Source organism: Cupriavidus pauculus, from assembly GCF_022179805.1.
GTDB lineage: Bacteria > Pseudomonadota > Gammaproteobacteria > Burkholderiales > Burkholderiaceae > Cupriavidus > Cupriavidus pauculus_E.
On the sequence record NZ_BPUO01000018.1, the window covers coordinates 54,687 to 80,261 of the forward strand.

A 25,575-nucleotide genomic window follows, 5' to 3' on the forward strand; every position below is an offset into this window, starting at 1 on the left:
GATGCGCAGGAGCCTGCGGTACGCCGATCATACTGCGGCGGCCACGCCCGCCGCCCGCTCGCGCCGCTGCCACGCCAGCGTGATCGCCAGTGCCAGGGCCAGCGCCGGAAGCACGGCCAGGTTCACGCCCTGCCATCCCCAGACCACCAGCACCTGTCCGGCCGCCAGTGTCGCGGCGGCCGTGAGCACCGCCGCCGAGAACTCGCTGACGGCTTGCGTGCGCGCCCGCTCGGCCGGCCGGTAGCTGCCCACCAGCAGCGTCGTGCCGCCCACCGACATGAAGTTCCAGCCCACGCCCAGGCACAGCAGCGCCACGTAGAAGGCCACCAGCGACGTCGAGCACAGGGCCACCACGGCCGCCAGCGCGGACAGTGCGATGCCGGCCTTCAGCATCGCCGGGTTGCCGTAGCGCTGCAGCAGCCAGCCCGAGAAGAACGATGGCGCGTACATGCCCACCAGATGCCATTCGATGATCTGCGCGCCCTGCCCGATCGTGTGGCTGCACGCGATGGCCGCGATGGGCGTGGCCGTCATCACGAACATCATGACCGCGTTGCCGATGCCGTTGTTGGCGAACGATGCCAGGAACACCGGCTGCCGCACGATCTCGCCCAGCGGCCGGGCCGGCCGGTTGTCCGTCGCCCCGCCGGCCAGCGCGGCGGCCGGCGGCTCGCGGTAAGCCAGCATTAGCAGCATGACGGTCAGCGCGCCGAACACCGCCACCACCGCATACGATCCGGCAAACGGCGTGGGCTGCATCATGTCGACGCTCCAGGCGGCAATGGCCGGGCCGCACACGGCAGCCACCACGCCGCCGGTCAGCACCACGGAGATCACGCGGGGCTTTTCCGGCACCGGCGCGGCATCGGCCGCGGCCAGCCGGTAGAACCGTGCGAACGCCTGGAACACGCCGACCAGCGCCGTACCGAGGCAGAACAGCCAGAAGTCGTGCCGGTAGATGGACACCACCGACACCCAGCCGCCCAGCATGCAGGCCACGCCGCCCGTACAGAAGGCAAAGCGGCGCCCGAACCGCTCGATGGCGAACGGCACGGCGATGGACGTCAGGGCCGCCGCCACGGTGATCATCGCGAATGGCAAGGTGGCCAGCGCCTTGCCCGGCGCCAGCGTGTAGCCAACCAGCCCGGTCAGGGTCAGGTCGACAGAAACGGCGGATGTGAACAAGGCCTGGCACAGCGCCAACACGCGCGCCTGCCGCATCGCAACGGAAGCCATCGGCATCTCCGGAAGTCAGGAAAGGGATGGTTCCAAGCGTACGAAGCCGCGCTGGCGGCCGAGAGACAACGTTCCGTCGAATCCTGCCAACCAGCCGGCTGCCGCCAGGTGGCTAATTAAATACGTCCTGCCGATAGCGGCCCTGCTCGACCAGCGCGGCGAACCACGCCGACGCGGCATCTGGCGCCATGCCGCCCAGTTGCGCGCCGATCTCGATCAGCACCTGCCGTACGGCCGGGGCCATGCGGCGGCCATCGCCGCATACATAGACCGTGGCGCCGGCCTGAAGCTGGGCCCAGACCTCCGCGCGTCGCTGCCACAGCAGGTCCTGCACGTAGCGTGGCGCATCGGGCACGACCGACAAGGCGGTGTGCACCTCGACCACGCCTTGCGCGGCCCATTGCGCGATCTCGTCGTGGAACAGCCAGTCGTGCCCGGGATGGCGGCAGCCGAAATACAACTGCACCGGCGCGACGGCCTGCCCTGCCGACTGCTGTGCCGCGCGTTCCTCGATAAAGCCACGGAACGGCGCGATGCCGGTACCGGGGCCGATCAGCAGCATCGGCGCGGTCGCATCGTCAGGCGGGGCGAACGGCGGGTTCGGCGTGCGGATCGATGCCGACACCTGCGCGCCAGACGGCAAGCCCTGCAGCCAGGTCGAGGCCACGCCCCGGAACTGGCCGCGCCCCGACAACGCGGGCGCCCAGACCGTACCCACCAGCAGCACCGCCACGTCGGGCGATACCAGCGGCGAAGAGGCAATCGAATAGAAGCGCGGCCGCATCGGCACCGTGCAGGCCAGCAGTTGCCGCAACGTCAGCGTGATGGCCGGAAACCGCTCCAGCACATCGAGCAGGCCCAGCCGGCGCGCGGCTACCTGCGTGGCATAGCCAGCGTCAGCGTCGTCCGAGGCAAGCTGTTCCAGCGACTGCCGCGTGAACGGGCACCGCGTGGCCTCGGCCAGCGCGCGCAGCGTCTGGCGCGACACTACGTCCTGCAGTTCGACGAAATGCACCAGCAGTTGCCGCAGCGGCAGCGCTTCGCCAATCGGCAGGCCGCGCCCGGCGCCGTGCGGTGCGCTGAGCGTGACCATGGCCTCGGGATCGAGATCGAGCCGCTCGCACAGGTCCGCCACCAGCCGGGCCTCGTTGCGCGGCCAGACCGCGATGTGGTCGCCGGTGCGGTAGGTCACGCCGGGCGGCAGTTGCAGCCGCATGGCTCGTGTGGAGGTGCGCGGGGCTTCGACCGAGAAATCCCACAAGCCGGTGGGATCGTTCACTAGCTCGGTATTCGACAGCACCGTGAACGGCTGCGTGCCCGCTGGCAGCGTGTCCGCGCGCATCGCATCGACACTGCGCACCTGCACGTCCACGCCGATACCGCCCGCGCTGGCGCCGTCGGCCTGCAACGTCTGCCAAAGCTGCGCGAGCCAGCGCTCGGCGGTCTGGTCGAAGTCGGCGTTGCCGTCGGCCTCGCCGCGCGGCAGCAGCGGCACCGCACCGGCCCCTGTGAAGAAGTCGAACAGCCGGCGTGGAAACGCCTGATACGTGGCCCATTGCGAATTGCCGCAGCCAAGCAGCGCCAGGCGCAAGCCGTCGGCGCGATAGCCACTGGCGGTCCCGCCATCGAGCATCGCCTCGAAGCGGCGGCCCGAGTCGGGCGCGCGGCCGTTGTAGGTGGCGGCCACCACGACCAGCAGGCCCGATGTGGGTAACGCATCAACCATGTCGTCCAGGTCGGCCAGCTTGGCCTCGAACCCGGCTGCCACCGCGCCGCCATGGATCTGCTCGGCCAGCTCGCGCGCCGTACCCAGGCTCGACGCGCACAGCACGGTCAGCGCCTGGCCGTTGCCGCGCACTTCCGCCTGGGCCATCTCTGCTTCTGTACCCGGTGCCGTATCGGCTACAGCCTGCGTGACGATCCGCTCATGGGGTCGCCGGCGCCGCGCACGCAGCACCAGGCCGTCGGGCTTGATCGTCAGCGTTTCTTTGAGCCGGAAGCGATAGTCGTACGGATCGTGGAAGGCGAAGTTACGCAGCATCAGGGCCAGCGCCAGCTTGGCTTCGGTCAGCGCGAATTGCCGGCCGATGCAGGCGCGCTCGCCGTGGCCGAACGGCATGTAGGCGTGCGCGGGCAGCCTGGCCTCGTTCTCCGGCAGGAAGCGGTCGATATCGAAACGCTCGGGGTTCTCCCATACCTTCGGATCGCGATGCAGCGCGGTCAGCACCACCGAGATGCGCCGGTTCTGGCGCAGCCGGTAGCGGCCGCCGATCACTGCATCCTCGAACGGCGCCACCGCGAATGCCGGCGCCGTGGGCCACAGCCGCAGCGTTTCCTTGAGCACGCGATCGAGCACCGGCATGCGTGCCAGATCGGCGTACACGGGTGGCGCATCGCCGGGCAGCACCGCGTCCACCTCGGCATAGGCTTGCGCCAGCACGCCGGGATTGCGCAGCAGTTCGTACAGCGTGAAGGTCAGTAGGCCGCTGGTGGTTTCGTGGCCGGCAATCAGGAACGTAATGACCTGGTTGCGGATGTTGGCGTCGTCGAGCTGGCGGTCGGTCTCGGGGTCGCGCGCCTCCAGCATCAGGTTCAGCAGGTCCATGCCCGGCCGGGGCGCGGCCCGGCGCTGGCGGATCACGTCATCGACCAGATCGCGCATGTAGGCCACGTCGTCGGCAAACTGCCGGTGCGCGCGGCCCATGAAGCGGTCCTGGATTGGCAGCCGCGTGAGTTTGCGCATGGCCTCTTCCAGCGCGCCGACCATCGCCACGATGAACGGGTCGAGCTGGTCGCTGGCGAACGACGCGAAGTCATAGCCGAAGCCGGACAGCGCGATTGTATCGAGCGTGAGCCGCGTCATGTCGTCGGCCACGGCGATGTCGGCGTCGGGGCCGTTGTGGCTCCACTTGTCCACCAGCCGGTTGGCCACGCGCAGCATCACGTCGAAGTAGCCCTTCATCGCGCGCTGGCTGAACGCCGGCATCAGGATGCGATGCGCGCAGCCCCAGTTCGGCTCGTCGCCATGCGCGGTGAACAGGCCGTCGCCGGCCATGTCGCGCAGGTACGACAGCGGCGGGCCGATGATCTTGCGAAAGCGCGCCGGGTCGCAGATTTCGGCGGCCAGCGCCACCGACGACACGAACGGCACGCGCCGGCCCGCGAAGTCGAGTTCGAAGATGCCGTCGTGATGGCGGCTGCGCGCCAGCAGGTGCTGCCCGACTTCACCGGGCGTGATCTGGAACAGGTTGCCGACGACAGGCCAGCCCGGATCACGGGGAATCGGCTCGAAGGCATCGGCGGGTACGGATGTCATGGATGGGGACGTTCCTGGCAGTTATCGTTGGCAGTTCCAGAGCATGCCCGCCAATGGCCGGCTTGTCCCACCCCGCTATCGGGCGTTTGAAATATTTGTTCGATTACTTCGCATGGGCGCCCGGCCCCCGCCCGGTCAGCTTCCCGCGCGCCTAGTCGACCACCCGCCCCCGCATCGCCTTGATCTGGCCGCGCTGCACCTTGGCATCCACGCGGCGTACCTTCGACGCTCGCGTGGGGCGCGTGGCGCGCCGGATACGCGGCGGTTCGGCCACGCTGCGCACCAGTTCGTGCAGGCGCCCGATCGCTTCGTCGCGGTTCATCTCGAGGCTGCGGTGCTGCTGCGCCTTGATGACGATCACGCCATCGCGCGTGATGCGGTGGTCGTGCAACGCCAGCAGGCGTTCCTTGTGGTCGGGGGCCAGCGACGACGCGCGCACGTCATAGCGCAGGTGCACCGCGTTGGACACCTTGTTGATGTTCTGCCCGCCCGCGCCCTGCGCGCGGATCGCGGTGATCTCGTATTCGTGATGGGAAATGTGGATGTCGTCGGCCATGCGGGCCATCATAGCAACGCATGGCGCGACGGTGTGTGTCGGCGCGTTTCGGCGCGTATCACGGCGCCGGCTGGATGTTCTGGTTCGTGCGGAACAGGTTTTGCGGATCGTAGGTGCGCTTGGCCTGCGCCAGCCGGTCGAAGTTGTGCCCGTACGCCGCGTTGACGCGCGACGTCTCGTCCTCGGTCATGAAGTTCACGTAGACGCCGCCCGTGGCGTATGGCGCCGACGCATTGAAGAAGTCGCGCGCCCAGGCGATGCAGGTGGCGTCCTCGTCGGCGCGATCCCAGCGCGAATGGACGTTCATCACGTACCTGGCGTCGCGATGGTGATACGCCGTGGCATCGGGCGACACGCGGTTGGCCACGCCGCCCACCTGGCCGATGAAGATCTCGGCATTCGCCGACGGCCCGCGCGCGGCAAAGTCGGTCATCAGGTCGATGGCCGCGTCGTCCAGCCGCGTGAAATTGTGCGACTTCCAGTAGTTGCGCGCACCCGGCGTCAGCAGCGGATCGAACGCCTGCTGCCACGCCGTGTACGGTACCTGGCCCACGTGCTCGCCCACCGCCTGGCCAAACGCGCGCAGCGGCGCGATGTCCTTGTCGGCCTGGGTCGGGTCCCCCGTGTGGAATACGGCCAGCACCACCACGTTCGCACCATGCGCCGATGATGGCAGGAACGGCAGCGGCGGCGCCTTGCGTAGCACGACCCAGACGTTCATGTCCGGGGGCATGGCCGATTCCGCGAACGCGCGGTATTGGCGCAGCACCGACTTGCCTTCCACGGCCGGGAACACGATCAGCCCGGCGGTGACCATCGGACCCACCCGATGCAGCCGGAACTGGAACAGCGTGACCACCCCGAAATTGCCGCCCCCGCCGCGCAGCGCCCAGAACAGCTCGGGCTCGTGCGTGGCATCGGCCCAGTGGCGTTGCCCATCGGCCGTGACCACTTCGCAGCCCAGCAGGTTATCGACGGTCATGCCGTACTGCCGCGTGAGCCAGCCAAAGCCGCCGCCCACCGTCAACCCGGCCACGCCCGTGGTGGAGTTGATGCCGAGCGGCGTGGCCAGGCCCTGCGCCTGCGCCTCGTGATCGAAATCGCCCAGCGTGGCGCCCGGGCTGACCCAGGCCACGTTGTCGCGCGCATCGATATGGACGCCGCGCAACTGGGACAGGTCGACCACCAGTCCGTCGTTGCAGATGGCGCTACCGGCGATGTTGTGCCCGCCGCCGCGCACGGCAATCGACAGGCCATGGTCGCGCGCGAAGTTGACGGCCTGCATGACGTCGGCCGTGCCCGTACATTGCACGATGACCGCTGGCCGGCGGTCGACGGTGGCATTCCAGACGGTACGCGCGACGTCGTACCCTGGGTCGTTCGGCAACAGCACCTTGCCGCGCACGGCGTGGCGCAGCATGTCGACATGATCGGCGGCTAGCGTGGGCATGATGGGCTCCCCTTCTGCTTAGAAGAAACGCTGACGGAAGAGTTATTCATGCAAGGCACGCGCCAGCCGACCGCAAACGGCTTGTGCGCGACGGTTGGCGCGATGATGTGCCTGCTTATGGATGCCGCAACGACGCAATCGGTTGCATCGGTGAGGCGGCGCACGCGAGACACGGGCGCCGGCGGGGGCCGAACCTACCCCTTCACGCAGACCACCTGGCGCAGCGTGTGCACGACTTCCACCAGGCTGCGCTGCGCGGCCATCACGGCGTCGATGTCCTTGTACGCCATCGGGATCTCGTCGATCACGGCCGCGTCCTTGCGGCATTCCACATGCGCGGTGGCCTTGACCTGGTCCGCCACGGTGAAGCGGCGCTTGGCCTCGGTGCGGCTCATGGTGCGGCCCGCGCCGTGGCTGCACGAGCAGAAGCTTTCCTCGTTGCCCAGGCCGCGCACGATAAAGCTCCGGGCGCCCATCGATCCCGGGATGATGCCAAGCTGGCCCTTCTGCGCCGACACTGCGCCCTTGCGCGTGACGAACACATCGGCGCCAAAGTGGCGTTCCTTCTGCACATAGTTGTGATGGCAGTTCACCGCGTGTTCGTCTACCTCGAACGGCTTGCGGATCACGCCGCGCGCGGCGGCGATTACGGCCGCCATCATCACCTCGCGATTGCGGCGCGCGTAGTCCTGCGCCCAGCCCACGGCTTCCACGTAGTCGTCGAAATGTCGGCTGCCTTCCTCGAAGTAGGCCAGGTCGCGGTCGGGCAGATTGGCGATGTGCTGGCGCATGTCCTGCTGCGCCAGCTCGATGAAGTGCGTGCCGATGGCATTGCCCACGCCGCGCGAGCCGCTATGGAGCATGAACCAGACGCTGCCGGCCTCGTCCAGACACACCTCGATGAAGTGGTTGCCCGTGCCGAGCGTGCCCAGATGGACGTGGTTGTTGGTACGCGCCAGCTTCGGGTACTTCTGGCAGATCCTGTCGAAGCCGGGCACCAGTGTCTTCCACACGTCGTCCACCTGCTGCGGCGCCCGGTCGCCCCAGGCCCCCGGATCGCGCCGGCCCGGCGCCCGGCCATGCGGCACCGCGCGCTCGATGGCGCCGCGCAGCCCGTGCAGCGAATCGGGCAAGTCCGCCGCCGTCAGCGTGGTGCGCGCGGCCATCATGCCGCAGCCGATATCGACCCCCACCGCCGCCGGGATGATGGCGCCCTGCGTGGGAATCACGGTGCCAATGGTCGACCCCTTGCCCAGGTGCACGTCGGGCATCACCGCCAGATGGCGGAACACGAACGGCATGCGCGCGGTGTTCTGCAACTGACGGCGCGCGTCTTCCTCGACCGGTACCCCGACCGTCCACATCTTCACCGGCTTGCCATGGGCCAGTTCCATGACCTGGTGGTCCGGGCTGTTTGGCTTGTTCATCGTGCTACCTCGACGGTGTTGCGGGGCGCTGGCGCCCTTCCTCTATGGCTGCGATCCGGGCCGGCACCCATCGGTTCCGCCCGTGCGGATTTCGTTCCACGCACCGACCTGCTAGAACAGAACTCTGGACTCGACAGAAGAAAGGGATTGCCATGAAGCACCTGCCCTCCATCCGCTTGCTCGTCCTCTCCCTCTGCCTGGCCCTGCTGTCGGCGGGCTGCACCTACTACGGCTACCCACCCGGCCCACCACCGCCCCAAGCCACCAACTACGACCGCTCGTTCTACGCGGCGGCCGACGCACTGCGCGACCAGGGCGTGACCATCCAGGTACAGGACCAGGCCACTGGCAACATTTCCGGGAATTTCGGCAGCACGCCAGTCAGCGCATCGATCCGCCAGCAGGCCGATGGCTCCATGCGCGTGGCGTTCACCACGGGCGATTCGCGCAACCCAGGGCTGATCGACCGGATTACGCAAAGCTACAACCGGCGGATGGGGCGGTAAGGCAGTAAGACTATTGGGAAGAGACTACGGAAAAACGTGGCGCGCCCGGCTGGGATCGAACCAGCAACCCCTGCCTTCGGAGGGCAGTACTCTATCCATTGAGCTACGGGCGCGATGTGAATTGTGTTGACAACGGCGAGTGCCGGCGTCGGAAAGTCGCATAGGATACCCGAGTTGTCCGTGGACGTCCATGCGGGATGCGCCGGGGCGCGTCAGCCCCGGGTTTTCACAGGTCTCTGAGCCGTCGCTTTTGGCTGCAACGGCGAAATCTTGGGTCTATAATCGGCAGCTATTTGCGTCGTACCAGAGACGTAGCGGGGTGGGAGATGGCCCCGGACGCGAAGACCGACAGATTCACACCCGAAAACAGGGCCAGACAAGCAAGCCGCCCCCAACGCGCTGTGCATAGGTTTCCCGCAAAATCGAGAGTTCTGTATGAGTGACGTCCATCAAAACGACCACCACGAGTCGCCAATCAAGACCCCTAAGCAACTTATCGCTGTGGTGATCGCCGCCTTTCTTGTGCCGATCATCGTCATCATCCTGCTGGTCAGTTTTGTCGGCCACGGCACCCATGAGGGCGCTGGTTCCACCCAGAGCGTGGAAGCGGTGAACACCCGCATCGCGCCGGTTGCATCACTGGAAATCAAGGATCCCAACGCCCCGCGCGTCTTCAAGACCGGCGAGCAGGTCTACAAGGAAGTCTGCGCAGCCTGCCACGCCACCGGTGCGGCGGGTGCGCCCAAGTACGGCGTGGCCGGCGACTGGTCGGCACGTATCGGCCAGGGCTTCGACGGGCTGCTCAAGGCCGTGCTGCACGGCAAGGGCGCGATGCCGGCCCGTGCCGGTACGGCGCCCGACGACCTGAGCGACTACGAACTGTCGCGCGCGGTGGTCTACATGGCCGATGCCGGCGGCGCCAAGTTCCCGGAACCGGCCGCTCCGGCCCAGGGTGCACCGGCCCAGGCCGCCGCCTCGGCGCCTGAAGCCGCAGCCGCACCGGCTGCCGCAGCCCCGGCTCCTGCTGCCCCGGCAGCGGCAGCACCGGCCGCAGCGGCTCCGGCGGCCGCCGCACCTGCCGCACCCGCTGCTGCGTCGGCGGAAACGGGCAAGAAGGTCTATGAGCAGGTGTGCGCCGCATGCCACGCCGCTGGTGTTGCCGGCGCGCCGAAGTTTGGCGACAAGGCCGCTTGGGCGCCGCGCCTGAAGGAAGGCATGGACGTCGTGCACAACTACGCGCTCAAAGGCAAGGGCGTGATGCCGCCCAAGGGTGGCTACGCTGGGCCGGACGCCGATGTCATCGCCGCTTCGGACTACATGGCCAACGCCGCCAAGTAAGTACCCGGTTCAGCGGCCCGCCTGGGCCGCACGCAAAAAAACCCGCGAACGATTTCGCGGGTTTTTTGTTTTTGGGCCGTCCTTCCGGCCACCAAATCGGCCTGTAACCAGCGCTCAGACCACGCGCGAGTAGCGCACCAGCGGTATCACCTTGCCATCGTTGGCCGCGCTGGCCGGTGCGGCCGGGCGGGCCGCGTCCTCGCGCAGGTAGCGGTCGAAGACCATGGCCACGCGCCGCACCAGCAACCGGCCCAGCGTCGTGATGTCGATGCGTGTGGCCGTGCGGCGGACCAGGTTGTCGGCCGCCAGCTTGTCGAGATCGGCCAGTTCGGGCGCGAACGCAGCGGCGAAGTCGATGCCGTGCTCGCGTTCCACAGCGGTGATATCGAGCGTACCGTTGCACATCAGCGCGCCGATGATGGACTTGCGCAGATGATCGTCAGCGGACGTTTCGAAACCTCGCACGATGGGCAACCGGCCGGCATCGAGCGCGGCGTAGTACTCGTCGGTCGTGCGGGCGTTCTGCACATAGTGCCCGGCCACCGCGCCAATCGCGGACACCCCCAGGCCAAGCTGGTCGTAGCCCGCGTGCGTGGCATAGCCCTGGAAGTTGCGTTGCAGCCGGCCCTCGCGCTGGGCCAGTGCCAGGTCGTCGTCGGGCAGTGCAAAGTGGTCCATGCCGATGTAGACATAGCCTGCGGCAGTCAGGCGCTCGATCGTCGATACCAGGATGTCGAGCTTCTCGGCGGCCGGCGGCAGTGTTGCTCCGTCGATACGGCGCTGCGGCTTGAAGACATGCGGCAGGTGCGCGTAGCTGTAGACCGACAGCCGGTCGGGCCGCAGGTCCAGCACCCGGTCGATCGTCGCATTGAAGCGCGCGGTGGTCTGGTGCGGCAGTCCATAGATCAGGTCCAGGCTGACCGACTGGAAGCCAAGACGCCGGGCCGCCAGCACCACGTCGCGCGTTTCCTCGTAGGACTGCACGCGGTGAATGGCCTGTTGCACCTCGGGATCGAAATCCTGCACGCCCAGGCTGATCCGGTTGAAACCCAGTTCGGCCAGCAGGTCCATGCGCGCATCGGTCACGCGGCGCGGATCGATCTCGATCGAGTGCTCGCCCTCGGGCAAGAGCACGAAATGCTCATGCAGCGCCGCCATCACGCGGCGCATTTCATCGGGATCGAGGAAGGTGGGCGTGCCGCCGCCCCAGTGCGACTGCATCACCGCGCGCCGTTCGCCAAGCTGCGCGGACACCATCGCCATTTCGCGCGCCAGGTAATCCACGTACCGCGCGCTGCGGCTGTGATCCTTGGTGATGATCTTGTTGCAGCCGCAGTAGTAGCAGATGTTTTCGCAGAACGGGATATGCAGGTAGAGCGACAGCGGAGCCGGCGCGTTGGCGCGGCATGCCTGCAGCGCATTGAGGTAGCCAGCGTCGCCGACTTCGTTGTGGAAGCGGTCGGCGGTGGGATATGACGTGTAGCGAGGGCCGTTGCCATCGATGCGGCCGGCCAGGCTGCGGAAATCGGCAAGGGCGCGACGGTCGAAGGCCGTGCTGGCAACGTCTGGATTGGGGGCGGACATGCGGGGACTCGTCTTGTGGGCGTGATTGACGACCGATGCTATGCCTCGCTCCGAACTGCAACTTTGACGCGCATCAACATCATGGCAACCGTACGCCCACCAGCCCCGCCAACGGGGGGCCTCAAGTCGGGAAAAAGTCACGGAAACGTCACGGAGGCCCGATAGTCTCGGGCCCGGCTCTCGAAGTCCCGCCTTTTGTTTTCGCTGTCGCGACACTTCCCGTCTACCGAATTCCACACTGCCATGCGCCCAGCCTTGCCGCAGTCGATCTCCTCTTGCGCGCCCGCCAGCACGGGCCGCCGCCGCGCCCTGCACATGCTGGGCGCGCTGTCAGGCTCCGTGGCACTGCCCGCATTCGCGCAGCCTGCCGGCCAGGTGCTGCGCCGCCAGTTCGTGGTGGGGCATCTGGTGGACCGTGCAGGTCCTCAGGCCGACCAGGCACGCGACTATCTGGCCGGGGCCAAGGTGATGTTCGATGCGTTCAATGCGTCGCCGGCGACGAATGGCGGCCTGCGCATCGTGCACGTGGTGCGCGATGCCGACGCATCGAACCCGCGCGCCGCCGCCTCGCAAGCGGTGGCGCTGGCCGACAACGAGCGCGCCGATGTGCTGTTCGGGCCCAGCGACAGCCTGCTGCCCACGCTGGCCAGTGCGTCCGAACTGACACGGCGCGGTGTGCAGATCGTGGCGCCGCTGTCCGGCTTGGCCATGTCGGCCGACAACGTCTGGTTCACGCGCGCCGACTACCAGTCTGAACTCGACGCGGCTGTGCATCAGTTGCGCAGCTACGGGCTGTCCAGCATCGCACTTGCTGTTTCGCCAGATTTTGCGGCGGGCACGCTCGGCGCGGGTACGCCGTGGCTGGCCCGGCTGGAGAAGGACGTCGCCACGCGTGCGGTATCGCTGGATGGCAATTTCGACGACAGCGCGCGGCGCATTGCCGCAGCGCGGCCCGGTGCCGTGATCGTGGCCGGCGATACGCTCGCCTACGGCAGCCTGGGGCGTGCGCTGGCTGCACGCAATTGGTACGGCTTCCTGGTGGGACTGTCGGCAGTCAGTCCTTCGTCGGCACGTGAAATCCTTGGTGCCAACTATGCGGGCGGCATGGTGGTAACGCAGATTGCACCGGGGCCGCAGGAGTCCACGCTGCGCGTGGTGAAGGAACACGTGGCACGCATGAAGCAGTACCTCGACGAACCGCCCTCGCCGGCCACGCTGGCTGGTTATATCGGTGCGGCGTGGCTGGTGCGTGCGGCGGCCGGCATGAAGGGCGCTGGTTCGGCCGAGCTGCGTCGGGCGCTGCAGGCGCGGGTTGATGTGGGGGATTTCACGCTGGACTTCACGCGTGGGTTCCGGGGGTCGCAGTATGTTCAGCTTGCGGCGATTGGGAAGAGTGGATTGCCGCAGCGGGCTTGAGCTTCTTGCTCCCCTCTCCCACTTGTGGGAGAGGGGTTGGGGGTGAGGGTCGGCGGCTCTGCTTGCCGACATGTCGCGATTTGAACTGCTGGCCCTCTCCCCCGGCCCCTCTCCCGCTCTGCGGGAGAGGGGAGAAAACAAGGGGCCAAAAATTAAGCGCGCGGTAGCGTGATGCTGACGCGCAGGCCGCCTTCGGGGCGGTTCGACAACTTCAATTCCCCGCCATGGCGCGCCACGATGTCGGCGGCAATAGCCAGGCCCATGCCTACGCCCCCAGTGGCGCGGCTGCGCGACGATTCCACGCGATAGAACGGTTCCAGCACGCGCTGCAATTCGGCCGGCGGAATCCCAGGCCCGTTGTCGCATACGTCGATCGACACGCGTTCGGGGCTGTCGGCCAGCACGATGTGCGCGGCGCCGCCGTAGCGGTGCGCATTCTCCACCAGGTTGACCACCGCGCGGCGCAGTTCGGCCGGGTATGCCAGCAACGGCGCGGCCTCGCCGGACAGGCGCACGTCCTGGCCGATCTCCTGCGCATCGTCGACCACGGCCTGCAGCAATGCCAGCACGTCCACACGCTGGCGTGGGCCGGCGCCATCGTCGCGGTCGCGCAGGTAGTACAGCGTGGCGTCGATCAGGCCGTTCATCTCGGCCAGGTCCTGACGCAGGCGGTAGCGCACGTCGTTGTCCTCGATGCGCTCGATGCGCAGGCTCATGCGCGTCAATGGCGTGCGCAGGTCGTGCGATACCGCCGCCAGGAAGCGCGACTGCTGCGCGAGCTGGGTGCGGATACGCTGCTGCATCAGGTTCAGCGCATGCGTGGCATCGCGCGCTTCGGCGGGGCCGGTTTCCTCGTCCAGCGGTGGCGCGTGAACGTCCTGCGCCAGCCGGTTGGCGCCACTGGCCAACTGCTGCACGGGCCGCGCCAGCAGCCGCGCGCCCACCCACGACGCAATCAGGATGGCCGCGAGCTGGAACAGCAGGCCCAGGTGCGGCGGCCAGATGCCTCGGATATGAAAACCGGGCTGCAGGCCGGGTGGACGATCGAAGTGGCGAGGCTCGCCGAACGGATCGCCACGCAGCGGCGGGCCATCGAAATCAAACGGCTCGTTGCCGCGCATGCCTGGGGGCGGACCGTGCGGCCGGTCGGGCATGAAGACGCCTTCGAGCGGATGCGGCGGTGGCCCGTTGGGCAGCAACTGGCCGGCCGCTTCGGCGTCGGATGCCGCGCGCCGCATGCGTTCCATGTAGCGCTCCGAGCCGGGGCGCGGAAACACGCTTTCGATCACGGTCACGCCCAGCACGTGTACGGCCAGCATGATGGCGGTCATCACGAAGAACAACCGCATGAACATCGAGTTGAACCGGCGACGACGGGCCGGTTCGACGGCGCGCGGATCGGGCCGCACCACCGAAGCACCGTCGGCGGACGGCGGGGTCGGACCAGCCATGCCGTCAGTGCTCCACGTTGCCGGTGAAGACGTAGCCCTCGCCGCGCACGGTGCGGATCAGCGACGAATCGCGCGGATCGTCGCGCAGCTTCTGGCGCAGGCGCGACACCAGCAGATCGATACTGCGGTCGAACACGTCGAGGTCGCGGCCGCGCGCATTGTTGATCAGCATCTCGCGGTCGAGCACGCGATTCGGATTCTCGATGAACGTGAGCAGCAGCCGGAATTCGGCGTTGGACAGCGGCACCACGGTTTCCTCGGCATCCACGAGCTGGCGCAGCGTGGTGTTCAGGCGCCAGCAGCCAAAGCGCATCTCGTGTCCCCCCGCCGTCGTGGCCGACGTGCGGCGCGTGTCGCCTCGGCTGCGGCGCAGCACGGTGTGGATGCGGGCCACCAGCTCGCGCATTTCAAACGGCTTGGTCACGTAGTCGTCGGCGCCTACTTCAAGACCCACCACGCGGTCGGCCAGTTCGGCACGGGCCGTCAGCATGATCACGGGCATGTTGCCCTGCTCGCGGATCTCGCGGCACAGCGTCAGGCCGTTTTCGCCGGGCAGCGACAGGTCCAGGATCACCAGGTCGTATTCCTGACGTCCCATGGCAGCGCGCATTGCCGCGCCACCCTCGGCGCCCTCGGCCTCCATGCCGAACGTGGCCAGGTATTCGGCCAGCATGGTACGGATCTGGGGATCGTCATCAACGATCAGCAGACGAACGGGCAGGTTGGAAGACAGGTCCATGGTGAAGATAGTGACGAAATACGAGGGAAGACGCCCGGAAGCGATCGGCCAATGTACCAGTCGCGAGATTACAGGCGATGCCGGCTTTGTATCAATCCTGATACGTGCATCGGGATGCACATGGCGTGGTGCTGGGGGATCGACGCCGGTCGGCAGGCGGAAAAATACGCTCCCGGTGCTGCCGCATCCGGGAGCGTTCAACAGGGAAGAAGCCGGGCTCGCATGCGCCCAGCCGCACCGCTACCGAAGGGCGGGCGCGGTGCGTCGCAGGAACGCCGAGGCGTTCATACGCGACGGCAATCGTAGTGAGCCGGCATGCCGGAGTCTTGTCGGGCTTGTATCAACCCGATGAGTCAGTGGCCGCGATCAGCCAGCGGCAGGCTTGTTGAGCAGCGCCTTCAGGCCGGCGAGCCGGTCCTTCGGGCTCATCGCCGGGGCGTCTTCCTGCGGCGCGGGGCCATCGTCGAGTTTCATCTCGGCGATGAAGCGCGACGGGTCGACCGAATAGGTTTCGCGAGCGCGCTTGCGCTTCTTGCACCAGCTGATCTGCAGGCTGCGCTGTGCACGCGTGATGCCCACATACATCAGGCGGCGTTCTTCCTCGATCTTCTCGTCGCCCAGGTCTTCGTCCTCGCGCGTATGGGGCAGGATGCCCTCCTCCACGCCCACCAGGAACACGTGCGGATACTCCAGGCCCTTCGACGCGTGCAGCGTCGACAGCCGCACGGCGTCCGGATCTTCCTCGCGGCCTTCGAGCATGCTCATCAGCGCCACGGTCTGCGTCAGTTCCAGCAGGTTCTTGCCTTCGTCGCCCAGCCCATCGGCCGTGTCAAAGCCAGTGGCCTCGCCCTCGCCTTCCGCTTCGGGCCGCGTGCCCTTGCGCTTGAGCCAGTCCAGGAATTCGAGCGTGTTCGTCCAGCGCGACTGCGCCTGGCGCTCGTCGAACGTGTCGTACAGATAGGCCTCGTAGTGGATGCCTTCCATCAGGTCGTCCAGCACCACGGTGGCCGGGTCCTTGGACGCGCGGTCGGCCAGCCGCACCATCGATTCGCAGAACGTGCGCAGCGGCTCCAACTGGCGCGGCTGCAGCTTGGCTTCGATGCCGCCCATCATCGCGGCCTCGAACAGCGACACCTTGGCCTGGCCCGCAAACGTACCCAGTGCTTCGAGCGTGGTGTTGCCAACGCCCCGGCGCGGCGTGGTGATGGCGCGGATGAACGCGGGATCGTCATCAGGATTGGCGATCAGGCGCAAGTACGCGCAGATGTCCTTGATCTCGGCCTTGTCGAAGAAGCTCTGCCCGCCGGAGAGCACATACGGAATGCGCTCGCGCCGCAGGATCTGTTCGAACAGCCGGGCCTGGTGATTGCCGCGATAGAGAATGGCGTAGTCGCGAAACTGCGCGCGGCGCTCGAACTTGTGGGCCGACAGCCGGAACACCACCGATTCGGCCTCGTGCTCCTCGTCGTTCATCGGATGCACGGCGATGGGGTCGCCCATGCCGTGTTCCGACCACAGCTTCTTGTCGAACAGCTTCGGGTTGTTGGCGATCACCGCGTTGGCCGCTTCCAGGATGCGCACGGTCGAGCGGTAATTCTGTTCCAGCTTGACGACCTTCAGGTCCGGAAAGTCGGTCTGCAGCAGGCGCAGGTTGTCGAGCGTGGCGCCGCGCCAGCCGTAGATGGCCTGGTCGTCGTCGCCCACCGCCGTGAAGGCGGGCGCACGCAGGTGCGATCCGCCGGCCAGCAGCTTCAGCAGCTGATACTGGCACGCGTTGGTGTCCTGGTATTCGTCGACCAGGAAGTAGCGCAGGCGGTTCTGCCACTTCAGGCGCACCGCCTCGTCGCGTGCGAACAGTTCGGCAGGCAGGCGGATCAGGTCGTCGAAGTCCACGGCCTGGTACGCATGCAGCGTGGCTACATAGTTGCGATAGACCAGCGCGGCCTGGTGCTCGTCGGCGTCCGCTGCCTGGGCAATCGCCGTCTCGGGGTCGATCATGCTGTTCTTCCAGAGCGAGATCGTGCTCTGCACGCTGCGGATCAGCTTCTTGTCGGTGGTGCCAAGCTGCTCCTGCACCAGTCCGAAACAGTCGTCCGAATCCATGATCGAGAACTGCGGCTTCAACCCGACATGCTCGGCTTCCATGCGCAAGATTTGCACGCCAAGCGAGTGAAACGTACAAACCGTCAGCTGCTTGAGTGGAATGCGCTTCCCTTCGCGCGTGGTCTTGCCTTCCATCAGCTTGGCAATGCGCTCCTGCATCTCCTTGGCCGCCTTGTTCGTGAACGTTACGGCGGCAATGTGACGCGGCTCGAACCCCTTGTCCTCGATCAGGTGGGCGATTTTCTGCGTGATGACACGCGTCTTGCCGGAGCCGGCGCCCGCCAGCACAAGGCAGGGGCCGTCCAGATAGCGGACCGCTTCGGATTGCGCGGCGTTGAGTCCGTGAGTCATGAGGCAGGGGGATCGGGGCAGACGGAATGGCTTGCGGCGCACGTGCGATGCCGCGCGCCAAAGGCGTCGATCCTAACACGCTCATGGGGGCGAAAAACTCTGTCGGGCGGCGTCCGACAAGAGGCGTTTCAGGCTGGTAACAATCGTAAAGCGGGGGCACCCGGGGCATGGAGCTTGCCTCTTATCGGACACGACCGCACGGGTCCGGCGCCAGGCAGCGCGGCCGGTTCGGGAGACATCAACACAACAAATCGGAAACGATGATTTCGACGTCAACACGTTCGACGACAACAAGGAGCCAATCATGAAGATGCTTCAAAGCCTGACGAAAGCCGCCCTGATCGGTGCCACGCTGGTGAGCTTTGCCGGTTGTGCGGACATGACCCCGAAGCAGCGCAATACCGCCATCGGCGCGGGCGCAGGTGCCCTGGGCGGCGCCGTGCTGACCAATGGCAGCGCGCTGGGTACGATAGGCGGTGCCGCCGTGGGCGGCGTGGTCGGTAACGTCGTGACCAAGGACAACCGCTAAAGCCTGGAGGGCTGGTCTCGCCGGCCGGGGGAATTTAGGGACGGGGCCGGTCGCCGCCGTCGCGCTGGCCGTCAGGTTGGCGTTTGACAAAGGCAGACCGGTCCCGTACATTCTCGCGCATCCGGCCGGGAGAGCGCGCAGCAACTGCGCCGCCGAAGGGGAACTACCCAAAAACTCTCAGGCACCATGGACCGACCGGATCGGCATGCAACATGCACACGATGCATGCCGCACTCTGGAGAGCGACATCCGCCACTGCATTGACGCAGCGGTGAGCATGTCCACCGAAGGGGCGCACGCGGCAACGAGCCGCGTAATCTCTCAGGTATCGAGGACAGAGGGGTCATCCGCCGCAGCGGATTGGTTGCGCATTTGCGCGGCCGAGCGTTGCGGCGGATGACCCTTTTTTCGTTTTCGATCCGAGGATACCCATGACGCTCCAGGCAACGCCCCTCAATGCAATCCACCGCGCCCTCGGCGCCCGCATGGTCGACTTCGGCGGCTGGGACATGCCCGTCAACTACGGCTCCCAGATCGAGGAACACAACGCCGTGCGTGGCGATGCCGGCATGTTCGACGTCTCCCACATGTGCGTGGTGGACCTGCACGGCGCCCAGACCCGCACCTTCCTGCGCGGCCTGCTGGCCAATAACGTGGACAAGCTGCAAACGCCGGGCAAGGCACTGTATTCGTGCATGCTCGACGAGAAAGGCGGCGTCATCGACGACCTGATCGTCTACTTCTTTGCCGAGGACCATTTCCGCCTGGTGGTGAACGCCAGCACGGCCATCGGCGACATCGAATGGATCCGCGCCCGCAACACGGCCACCGGCAGCGACGTGAAGATCACGCCGCGCCGTGGCGACGTAGCCCCCGAAGGCGCCGGCAAGCTGGCCATCGTGGCCGTGCAGGGTCCCAACGCCCGCGCCAAGGTCTACCAGGCATTCCCGTCCACCCAGCCCGCCGACGCGCTGAAGCCGTTCAACGCGCTGGTCGTGCAGGACCCCGAAATGGGCGAGCTGATGGTGGCGCGCACCGGCTATACCGGCGAAGACGGTTTCGAGCTGGTAGTGCCGGCCGAGAACGTGGCTGGCATCTGGGAAAAGCTGTCGGCCGCCGGCGTACGCCCGGCCGGTCTGGGCGCGCGCGACACGCTGCGCCTGGAAGCCGGCATGAACCTGTACGGCCAGGACATGGACATCAATACCTCCCCGCTCGACGCGGGCCTGGCCTGGACCGTCGACCTGCAGAGCGAGCGCGACTTCATCGGCAAGTCGGCGCTGCAGGCCGGTGGCCAGAAGCAGACGTTCGCGGGCCTGATCCTGCGCGACAAGGGCGGCGTGCTGCGCGCGCACCAGAAGGTAGTCACCGCGTCCGGCGACGGCGAAATCACGAGCGGCACGTTCAGCCCCAGCCTGCAGCAGTCCATCGCCTTTGCGCGGCTGCCGAAGGACGTGGCGCACGGCACCGACGTCCAGGTCGAGATTCGTGACCGCAAACTGACCGCGACTGTGGTTAAACTGCCGTTTGTGCGCAATGGCAAGGCACTCGTGAGCTGAGGCATCGCCCGGCTTCACATCCAACGGTCGCCCTTCCACCCGTCCGCTCGAGCCCAACCTGCTGCGGGCGGGTGAATGAAACAAGAAACACACTGTATCCCGGAGAACCTCATGAACTTCCCCGCTGACCTGAAGTACACCGAGTCGCACGAATGGGTGCGCGTCGAATCCGACGGCACGCTGACGATCGGCATTACCGACCACGCACAGGACGCACTGGGCGACATCGTCTTCCTGGAACTGCCCGAAGTGGGCAAGTCGGTTGGCGCCGGCGACGCGCTGGCCGTCGTGGAATCCGTGAAGGCGGCTTCCGACATCTACGCGCCGGTGGCCGGCGAAGTCATCGCCGTCAACGACGCCGCCTCGGCCTCGCCGGAGTCGGTCAACACCAACGCCTTCGACGCCTGGCTGTTCAAGCTGAAGCCGGCCAACGCCGACGACGTGAACGGCCTGATGGACGTCAACGCCTACAAGGCCAGCGTCGGCGCCTGATTGCGCTGACCGTTTGATGCCGCGCGCGGCGGCCAGGCTGACCACCTGCCCGCCGCCCGCTCCACGAGATTCCTTGCCATGAATGCCCCGATTCCCATGAACGCTGCCGCCCAAGCTGCACGGCCCACGCTGGCCGAACTGGAGGCACGCGATGCCTTCGCCGCCCGCCACATCGGCCCCGACACCGCCGAACAGCAACACATGCTGCAGGTGCTGGGCTTTGACAGCCGCGCCGCGCTTGTCGACGCCGTGGTGCCCGCCGCCATCCGCCGCCGCGACGGCATGTCGCTGGGCGAATTCACCGCCCCGCTGACCGAGGAAGCCGCGCTGGCCAAGCTGCGCGGGCTGGCCGGCAAGAATCGCGTACTGAAGAGCTTCATCGGACAGGGTTACTACAACACGCTCACCCCGGGCGTGGTGTTGCGCAACATTTTCGAGAATCCCGCCTGGTACACCGCGTACACGCCTTACCAGCCGGAAATCTCCCAGGGTCGCCTGGAAGCGATGCTGAACTTCCAGCAGATGATCACGGACCTGACCGGCCTGGACATCGCCAATGCGTCGATGCTGGACGAAGGCACCGCCGCCGCCGAAGCCATGACGCTGCTGCAGCGCGTGAACAAGCATGCGTCGAACACGTTCTACGTGGCTGACGACGTGCTGCCGCAGACGCTGGAAGTGGTACGCACGCGCGCGCTGCCGATGGGCATCGAGGTCAAGGTCGGCCCTGCCGCCGACGCCGCCCAGGCGCACGCGTTTGGCGTGCTGCTGCAATACCCGGGCGTGAACGGCGACGTGTCCGACTACCGCGCGATTGCCGATGCAGTGCACGCCGCCGGTGGCCTGGTGGTGGCCGCCGCCGACCTGCTGGCGCTGACGCTGATCGCCGCACCCGGCGAATGGGGTGCCGATGTGGCCGTGGGCAATTCGCAGCGCTTTGGCGTGCCGCTGGGCTTCGGTGGTCCGCACGCCGGCTACATGGCCGTCAAGGACGCCTTCAAGCGTTCGATGCCGGGCCGCCTCGTCGGTGTGAGCATCGACGCGCAGGGCAACCGTGCCTATCGCCTGGCCCTGCAGACGCGCGAGCAGCATATCCGCCGCGAGAAGGCCACCTCGAACATCTGTACCGCACAGGTACTGCTGGCCGTGATGGCATCGATGTACGCGGTCTACCACGGCCCGCAGGGTCTCAAGCGCATTGCGCAGCGCGTGCATCGCCTGACCGCCACGCTGGCGGCCGGCCTGAAGACGCTGGGCCTGGCACCTATCAATGACACGTTCTTCGACACGCTGACGCTGGAAACCGGCTTCAACACCGAATCGTTCCACGCCACGGCCACGCAGCGCGGCATCAACCTGCGCCATGCGGGCGGCTCGCGCATCGGCATCTCGCTGGACGAGACCGCATCGCGCAACGACGTGGTCACGTTGTGGGAAATCTTCGCGCACGGCAAGCCGGTGCCCGACTTCGACAAGATCGAAGCCTCGGTCGGCGACGGCATCCCGGCCAGCCTGGCCCGCCAGAGCGCCTACCTGACGCACCCGGTGTTCAACACGCACCATGCGGAACACGAGATGCTGCGTTACCTGCGCATGCTGGCCGACAAGGACCTGGCGCTGGACCGCACGATGATTCCGCTGGGCTCCTGCACGATGAAGCTCAACGCCACCAGCGAGATGATTCCCGTGACGTGGCCCGAGTTCAGCAACATCCACCCGTTCGCGCCGCTGGACCAGACCGTCGGCTACCGCGAAATGATCGACCAGCTCGAAGCCATGCTGTGCGCCGCTACCGGCTACGCCGCGGTGAGCCTGCAGCCGAACGCGGGCTCGCAGGGCGAGTACGCTGGCCTGCTGGTCATCCACGCCTACCATGCAAGCCGTGGCGAGAGCCATCGCGACATCTGCCTGATCCCGTCGTCGGCACACGGCACGAACCCGGCTTCGGCGCAGATGGCCGGCATGAAGGTCGTGGTGGTGGCGTGCGATGACAACGGCAACGTCGATCTGGACGACCTGGCCAAGAAGGCCGAGGCGCACAGCAAGAACCTGGCCGCGATCATGATCACGTACCCTTCCACGCACGGCGTTTTCGAGCAAGGCGTGCAGCAGATCTGCGACATCGTGCACAAGCACGGCGGCCAGGTCTACGTGGACGGCGCCAACATGAACGCGATGGTCGGCGTGGCCGCACCGGGGCAGTTCGGCGGCGACGTGTCGCACTTGAACCTGCACAAGACGTTCTGCATTCCGCACGGCGGTGGCGGCCCGGGCGTGGGGCCGGTGGCCGTGGGCGCGCACCTGGCGGACTTCCTGCCGAACCAGGAAAGCGTTGGCTATCGCCGCGACGACAACGGCATCGGTGGTATTTCGGCCGCACCGTTCGGCTCGGCCAGCATCCTGCCGATCTCCTGGATGTACATCGCGATGATGGGCTCGGCCGGCCTGACCGCCGCCACCGAGAACGCGATCCTGACCGCCAACTACGTGGCGCGACGCCTGTCGCCGCACTTCCCCGTGCTGTACACGGGCCAGGGCGGCCTGGTGGCGCACGAGTGCATCCTGGACCTGCGTCCGCTGCAGAAGTCCACGGGCATCACCAACGAAGACGTGGCCAAGCGCCTGATGGACTACGGCTTCCACGCCCCGACCATGAGCTTCCCGGTGCCGGGCACGCTGATGATCGAGCCGACCGAGAGCGAGTCGCTGCACGAGCTCGACCGCTTCATCGACGCGATGATCGCTATTCGCGGCGAAATCGCCCGCGTGGAAGACGGCAGCTTCGACCGCGAGGACAACCCGCTCAAGCACGCGCCGCACACCGCCGCGGTGGTGGTGGGCAACGAGTGGAGCCACAAGTACACGCGCGAGGAAGCCGCGTATCCGGTGGCGTCGCTGCGCACGCAGAAGTACTGGCCGCCGGTTGGCCGTGCGGACAACGTCTACGGCGACCGCAATCTGTTCTGCTCGTGTGTGCCGATGAGCGAGTACGCTGAAGGGGAGTAAGCCCTCCGGCCGCGTCCGCTTGAAGTCCTTCATCCGCCGCATCGACGATGCGGTTCTGGCGGCGTGCCGGTAGGCACGCCGTCTTTGTATCCGGAGTCAGCCGTGGCAGTCAGCGTCTTTGATCTATTCAAGGTAGGTATCGGCCCGTCCAGCTCGCATACCGTGGGGCCCATGCGCGCGGCGCTCATGTTCGCGCACGGATTGGAGCGCGATGGCCTGTTGGCGAGTGTGGCCAGCGTACGCGTGGAGCTGTATGGATCGCTGGGCGCCACGGGCAAGGGGCACGGCACAGACAAGGGCGTGATCCTGGGCCTGATGGGCGAATCGCCCGATACCGTGGACCCCGATGGCATCGACGGCAAGCTGGCCGCCTTGCGTGCCAGCAAGCAGTTGTCGCTGCTGGGCCGCCATGTGGTGCCGTTCGTGGAGCGCGAGCACATCGCGTTCTATCGGCGCGAAGCCATGGCCGAGCATCCGAACGGCATGAAATTCCACGCCTTCGCCGCCGACGGCGCGCCGCTGCGCGAAGCCCGCTACCTGTCGGTGGGCGGCGGCTTCGTGGTCACGGCGGGCGCGCCCAACACCCAACTGGCTGCCGCCGAGAAGCAGTTACCGCATCCGTTCCGCAGCGGGCGCGCGATGCTGGACATGGCGCGCGCCAGCGGCAAGTCGATTGCGCGGCTCATGATGGAGAACGAGCTGACGTGGCGCTCCGAGACCGAGGTGGTCGACGGCCTGCTGCATATCTGGGACGTGATGCAGCAATGCGTGGAACGCGGCTGCCGCACCGACGGCGAGTTGCCCGGGCCGTTCAAGGTCAAGCGGCGCGCGCCAGAATTGCATCGCCACCTGACCCAGCGCGCGGAGCGCACGCTGTCCGATCCGCTATCGGTCATGGACTGGGTCAACCTCTACGCGATTGCCGTCAACGAGGAAAACGCCTCCGGCGGGCGCGTGGTCACTGCGCCGACCAACGGCGCTGCCGGCATCATTCCGGCGGTGCTGCACTACTACGATCGCTTCGTGCCCGGCGCGAACCGCCAGGGCGTGGTGGACTTCCTGCTGACCGCCGGGGCCATCGGCCTGCTCTACAAACTCAATGCGTCGATTTCCGGTGCGGAAGTGGGCTGCCAGGGCGAAGTCGGCGTGGCCTGCTCGATGGCGGCCGGCGCACTTGCCGCAGTGCAAGGCGGCACGCCGGAACAGGTCGAGAACGCGGCAGAGATCGGCATGGAGCACAACCTTGGCCTGACCTGCGACCCGGTGGGCGGGCTGGTGCAGATCCCGTGCATCGAGCGTAACGCGATGGCGTCGGTCAAGGCGGTCAATGCCGCACGCATGGCCCTGCGTGGTGATGGCACGCACTATGTGTCGCTCGACTCCGTGATCAAGACGATGCGCGAGACCGGCGCGGACATGAAGACCAAGTACAAGGAAACGGCGCGCGGCGGCCTGGCGGTCAATATCGTGGAGTGCTGAGGTCCGTGATTCCAGTTGCCGGCGCGATCCGGCGACGTATCATGGAAGCACTTTCGGTTTGCCACAAAAATACCGCCATGCAGACCTTTCACCAGTTGTTCGACGACACGTCGTCCACCTTCACCTACCTGCTGATCGACGCCGCCACGCACGAGGCGGTACTGATCGACCCGGTCGACCGCCAGTACACGCGCGACCTCGTGTTGCTGGACCAGACCGGCGCCCGCCTGGTATGGATCGTCGAAACCCACGCACACGCCGATCACATTACGTCGGCCGGCCAGCTTGCGCGCATCACTGGCGCCAGCACGGCCGCCCCGTCGGGCTGCGACATCAAGCCTGCACTGAAGCAACTGATCGACGGCGACACGATCACGTTCGGCAGCCAGGTGCTGCGCGCGATCCACACGCCGGGCCACACCGCCGGCAGCATGAGCTATCTGTGGGAAGAATCCGAGGGGCCGCGACGCATCTTCACGGGCGACGCGCTGCTGATCGATGGCTGCGGGCGCACCGATTTCCAGTCGGGTGATGCCGGCACGCTGTTCGACAGCCTGACGCAGAAGCTTTTCCGGCTACCCGACGATACGCGCGTCTTTCCCGCGCATGACTACAAGGGACAGACCGAATCGACCATCGGCCGCGAGCGCGCCACCAATAGCCGCGTGGCGGGCCGCACCCGCGATGAATTCATCGCGATGATGCGTAATCTGAATTTGCCGCGTCCGAAGTTGATTGATATCGCGGTGCCGGCCAACCAGCAGCTTGGGCTGGTGGCGGGGCGCGATGGGGAAAGTGTGCCGCACGGGGCTTGATCTACGCCTATTCGGTTTGGCTCCCCTCTTCCGCGGCCTAGTCTTTCTCCCCTCTCCCGCGATTCTGCTCCCCTCTCCCGCTTGCGGGAGAGGGGTTGGGGGTGAGGGCAACGAGGTTCTGCTTGCCGATTTGGTCGCAATTTGAACCGCCGCGCCCTCACCCCCTGGCCCTCTCCCAGAGGGAGCGGGGAGAAAACAAGAGGCAAAATCTTGCCCCCTCAG

The 25,575-nt window shown here is 66.8% G+C and carries 18 protein-coding genes, 1 tRNA gene and 2 riboswitches; of the genes, 9 read left to right on the forward strand and 10 right to left on the reverse strand.

Annotation, left to right across the window (positions count from 1 at the left end; all coding sequences use genetic code 11):
• Window positions 1-27: 27 nt before the first annotated feature.
• The 5 genes from MFF62_RS26710 to MFF62_RS26730 all read right to left on the reverse strand — a co-directional run bounded on the left by MFF62_RS26710 (window position 28) and on the right by MFF62_RS26730 (window position 7,985).
• Window positions 28-1,236, reverse strand: coding sequence for an MFS transporter (locus MFF62_RS26710; protein ID WP_238266162.1), 1,209 nt, complete (start codon window positions 1,234-1,236; stop codon window positions 28-30).
• A 112-nt stretch (window positions 1,237-1,348) separates the two neighbouring features.
• A complete protein-coding gene (locus tag MFF62_RS26715) occupies window positions 1,349-4,552 on the reverse strand; it encodes a bifunctional cytochrome P450/NADPH--P450 reductase (RefSeq protein WP_238266163.1) in 3,204 nt (1,067 codons plus the stop codon).
• Between the two features lie 151 nt (window positions 4,553-4,703).
• Window positions 4,704-5,108, reverse strand: coding sequence for an alternative ribosome rescue aminoacyl-tRNA hydrolase ArfB (gene arfB, locus MFF62_RS26720; RefSeq protein WP_238266164.1), 405 nt, complete (start codon window positions 5,106-5,108; stop codon window positions 4,704-4,706).
• 58 nt (window positions 5,109-5,166) lie between these two features.
• Window positions 5,167-6,558 (reverse strand): FAD-binding oxidoreductase, encoded by a 1,392-nt coding sequence (locus tag MFF62_RS26725; protein WP_238266165.1) that lies wholly within the window; start codon window positions 6,556-6,558, stop codon window positions 5,167-5,169.
• A 194-nt stretch (window positions 6,559-6,752) separates the two neighbouring features.
• On the reverse strand, window positions 6,753-7,985 hold the full coding sequence (locus tag MFF62_RS26730; protein ID WP_283205384.1) for an RtcB family protein: 1,233 nt from the start codon (window positions 7,983-7,985) through the stop codon (window positions 6,753-6,755).
• A 152-nt stretch (window positions 7,986-8,137) separates the two neighbouring features.
• Here MFF62_RS26730 and MFF62_RS26735 point away from each other — a divergent pair, with 152 nt between their 5' ends.
• Window positions 8,138-8,491, forward strand: coding sequence for a hypothetical protein (locus MFF62_RS26735; protein ID WP_238266166.1), 354 nt, complete (start codon window positions 8,138-8,140; stop codon window positions 8,489-8,491).
• A 37-nt stretch (window positions 8,492-8,528) separates the two neighbouring features.
• Here the strand turns inward: MFF62_RS26735 and MFF62_RS26740 are convergent.
• Window positions 8,529-8,604, reverse strand: a tRNA-Arg gene (locus MFF62_RS26740).
• A gap of 322 nt (window positions 8,605-8,926) precedes the next feature.
• Between MFF62_RS26740 and MFF62_RS26745 the strand changes: the two genes are divergently transcribed.
• Complete coding sequence (locus MFF62_RS26745; protein ID WP_238266167.1) at window positions 8,927-9,829, forward strand: c-type cytochrome; 903 nt, start codon at window positions 8,927-8,929, stop codon at window positions 9,827-9,829.
• A gap of 114 nt (window positions 9,830-9,943) precedes the next feature.
• Here MFF62_RS26745 and hemN read toward each other — a convergent pair whose 3' ends face one another.
• Window positions 9,944-11,413 (reverse strand): oxygen-independent coproporphyrinogen III oxidase, encoded by a 1,470-nt coding sequence (gene hemN / locus MFF62_RS26750; protein ID WP_238266168.1) that lies wholly within the window; start codon window positions 11,411-11,413, stop codon window positions 9,944-9,946.
• Window positions 11,414-11,656: 243 nt separating this feature from the next.
• Between hemN and MFF62_RS26755 the strand changes: the two genes are divergently transcribed.
• Window positions 11,657-12,829 carry an ABC transporter substrate-binding protein gene (locus tag MFF62_RS26755; protein ID WP_238266169.1) on the forward strand — a complete coding sequence of 391 codons (1,173 nt, stop codon included), beginning with the start codon at window positions 11,657-11,659 and terminating at the stop codon, window positions 12,827-12,829.
• 152 nt (window positions 12,830-12,981) lie between these two features.
• Here MFF62_RS26755 and MFF62_RS26760 read toward each other — a convergent pair whose 3' ends face one another.
• From MFF62_RS26760 to MFF62_RS26770, 3 genes are all read right to left on the reverse strand, one after another.
• Window positions 12,982-14,280 carry an ATP-binding protein gene (locus MFF62_RS26760; RefSeq protein WP_238266170.1) on the reverse strand — a complete coding sequence of 433 codons (1,299 nt, stop codon included), beginning with the start codon at window positions 14,278-14,280 and terminating at the stop codon, window positions 12,982-12,984.
• 4 nt (window positions 14,281-14,284) lie between these two features.
• Window positions 14,285-15,019, reverse strand: coding sequence for a response regulator (locus MFF62_RS26765; RefSeq protein WP_238266171.1), 735 nt, complete (start codon window positions 15,017-15,019; stop codon window positions 14,285-14,287).
• 366 nt (window positions 15,020-15,385) lie between these two features.
• Complete coding sequence (locus MFF62_RS26770) at window positions 15,386-17,473, reverse strand: UvrD-helicase domain-containing protein (RefSeq protein ID WP_238266172.1); 2,088 nt, start codon at window positions 17,471-17,473, stop codon at window positions 15,386-15,388.
• Between the two features lie 304 nt (window positions 17,474-17,777).
• Between MFF62_RS26770 and MFF62_RS26775 the strand changes: the two genes are divergently transcribed.
• From MFF62_RS26775 to MFF62_RS26800, 6 genes are all read left to right on the forward strand, one after another.
• A complete protein-coding gene (locus MFF62_RS26775) occupies window positions 17,778-18,002 on the forward strand; it encodes a glycine zipper 2TM domain-containing protein (protein ID WP_238266173.1) in 225 nt (74 codons plus the stop codon).
• A gap of 116 nt (window positions 18,003-18,118) precedes the next feature.
• A riboswitch (glycine riboswitch) is annotated at window positions 18,119-18,206 on the forward strand.
• Between the two features lie 21 nt (window positions 18,207-18,227).
• Window positions 18,228-18,350, forward strand: a riboswitch (glycine riboswitch).
• Between the two features lie 83 nt (window positions 18,351-18,433).
• A complete protein-coding gene (gcvT, locus tag MFF62_RS26780; RefSeq protein ID WP_238266174.1) occupies window positions 18,434-19,561 on the forward strand; it encodes a glycine cleavage system aminomethyltransferase GcvT in 1,128 nt (375 codons plus the stop codon).
• 111 nt (window positions 19,562-19,672) lie between these two features.
• Window positions 19,673-20,053 carry a glycine cleavage system protein GcvH gene (gcvH, locus tag MFF62_RS26785; RefSeq protein WP_238266175.1) on the forward strand — a complete coding sequence of 127 codons (381 nt, stop codon included), beginning with the start codon at window positions 19,673-19,675 and terminating at the stop codon, window positions 20,051-20,053.
• 78 nt (window positions 20,054-20,131) lie between these two features.
• Window positions 20,132-23,059, forward strand: coding sequence for an aminomethyl-transferring glycine dehydrogenase (gene gcvP / locus MFF62_RS26790; RefSeq protein WP_238266176.1), 2,928 nt, complete (start codon window positions 20,132-20,134; stop codon window positions 23,057-23,059).
• A gap of 102 nt (window positions 23,060-23,161) precedes the next feature.
• Entirely contained in the window at window positions 23,162-24,538 is a 1,377-nt protein-coding gene (locus tag MFF62_RS26795; protein ID WP_238266177.1) for an L-serine ammonia-lyase, read from the forward strand.
• Between the two features lie 77 nt (window positions 24,539-24,615).
• Complete coding sequence (locus MFF62_RS26800) at window positions 24,616-25,353, forward strand: MBL fold metallo-hydrolase (protein ID WP_238266276.1); 738 nt, start codon at window positions 24,616-24,618, stop codon at window positions 25,351-25,353.
• Window positions 25,354-25,575 lie beyond the last annotated feature (222 nt).

Excerpts from the sequence above, each read along its gene's own strand:
- MFF62_RS26710 (WP_238266162.1), bottom strand. The coding sequence starts at position 1,236 with ATGGCTTCCGTTGCGATGCGGCAGGCGCGCGTGTTGGCGCTGTGCCAG.
- MFF62_RS26715 (WP_238266163.1), bottom strand. The coding sequence starts at position 4,552 with ATGACATCCGTACCCGCCGATGCCTTCGAGCCGATTCCCCGTGATCCG.
- arfB (WP_238266164.1), bottom strand. The coding sequence starts at position 5,108 with ATGGCCGACGACATCCACATTTCCCATCACGAATACGAGATCACCGCG.
- MFF62_RS26725 (WP_238266165.1), bottom strand. The coding sequence starts at position 6,558 with ATGCCCACGCTAGCCGCCGATCATGTCGACATGCTGCGCCACGCCGTG.
- MFF62_RS26730 (WP_283205384.1), bottom strand. The coding sequence starts at position 7,985 with ATGAACAAGCCAAACAGCCCGGACCACCAGGTCATGGAACTGGCCCAT.
- MFF62_RS26735 (WP_238266166.1), top strand. The coding sequence starts at position 8,138 with ATGAAGCACCTGCCCTCCATCCGCTTGCTCGTCCTCTCCCTCTGCCTG.
- MFF62_RS26745 (WP_238266167.1), top strand. The coding sequence starts at position 8,927 with ATGAGTGACGTCCATCAAAACGACCACCACGAGTCGCCAATCAAGACC.
- hemN (WP_238266168.1), bottom strand. The coding sequence starts at position 11,413 with ATGTCCGCCCCCAATCCAGACGTTGCCAGCACGGCCTTCGACCGTCGC.
- MFF62_RS26755 (WP_238266169.1), top strand. The coding sequence starts at position 11,657 with ATGCGCCCAGCCTTGCCGCAGTCGATCTCCTCTTGCGCGCCCGCCAGC.
- MFF62_RS26760 (WP_238266170.1), bottom strand. The coding sequence starts at position 14,280 with ATGGCTGGTCCGACCCCGCCGTCCGCCGACGGTGCTTCGGTGGTGCGG.
- MFF62_RS26765 (WP_238266171.1), bottom strand. The coding sequence starts at position 15,019 with ATGGACCTGTCTTCCAACCTGCCCGTTCGTCTGCTGATCGTTGATGAC.
- MFF62_RS26770 (WP_238266172.1), bottom strand. The coding sequence starts at position 17,473 with ATGACTCACGGACTCAACGCCGCGCAATCCGAAGCGGTCCGCTATCTG.
- MFF62_RS26775 (WP_238266173.1), top strand. The coding sequence starts at position 17,778 with ATGAAGATGCTTCAAAGCCTGACGAAAGCCGCCCTGATCGGTGCCACG.
- gcvT (WP_238266174.1), top strand. The coding sequence starts at position 18,434 with ATGACGCTCCAGGCAACGCCCCTCAATGCAATCCACCGCGCCCTCGGC.
- gcvH (WP_238266175.1), top strand. The coding sequence starts at position 19,673 with ATGAACTTCCCCGCTGACCTGAAGTACACCGAGTCGCACGAATGGGTG.
- gcvP (WP_238266176.1), top strand. The coding sequence starts at position 20,132 with ATGAATGCCCCGATTCCCATGAACGCTGCCGCCCAAGCTGCACGGCCC.
- MFF62_RS26800 (WP_238266276.1), top strand. The coding sequence starts at position 24,616 with ATGCAGACCTTTCACCAGTTGTTCGACGACACGTCGTCCACCTTCACC.